Annotated in this window: 1 protein-coding gene; it reads right to left on the bottom strand. The window is 78.4% G+C overall.

Annotated features, from left to right (window positions below; translation table 11 throughout):
- Positions 1–17: 17 nt before the first annotated feature.
- On the bottom strand, positions 18–565 hold a 548-nt coding region (locus KS423_RS46960), incomplete at its 5' end, for a bacterial transcriptional activator domain-containing protein (RefSeq protein WP_224285711.1).

Here is a 565-nt window from a genome sequence, read left to right as displayed (position 1 = left end):
CGCTGCGCGGGGCGGGGTCAGGCGGCGCGTACCGGGGCGGCGGCCGGGCGGGCCAGGCGGGCCGGCGTCAGGGGCTCGAAGATCCCCATCAGCACCGGGTCCACCGCCCGCACCGCCGCCGGGGCCGGCACCGCCGGCACCGGGGTGCGCAACAGCGCGAGGTACAGCTCCTGGGTCTCGGCCGCCGGGTCGATGCCCAGCTCCTCGGCCAGCACCTGACGCAGCTGCTGGTAACAGCGCAGCGCCTCCGCCCGGTTGCCGGAGGCCGCCAGCGCCTCCATCCGGCAGCGGTAGGCACTCTCACGGAACGGGGCACGGCGCACCGCCTCGTCCGCCCAGCGCAGCGCGTGGTGCTCCTCACCGAGCGCCGAGGCCGCCAGGCTCGCCGTCTCCAGCGCGCTGATGCGCAACTCCTCCACGTGCTCGCGCACCCCCTGCGCCCACTCGCCCTCGTGGTCGGGCAGGAACGCCCCGCGCAGGTTCGCCAGCGCACCCGCGGCCAGCTGCTGGGCCACCGCGTGGCCGCCCGCGGCCAGCGCCTCGCCGGCCTCGCCGACCGCCGACG

The organism is Streptomyces sp. LS1784, from assembly GCF_020103755.1.
GTDB lineage: Bacteria > Actinomycetota > Actinomycetes > Streptomycetales > Streptomycetaceae > Kitasatospora.
Note: the sequence above shows the minus strand (reverse complement) of the source record. Positions and strands in the feature narration are given on the sequence as shown.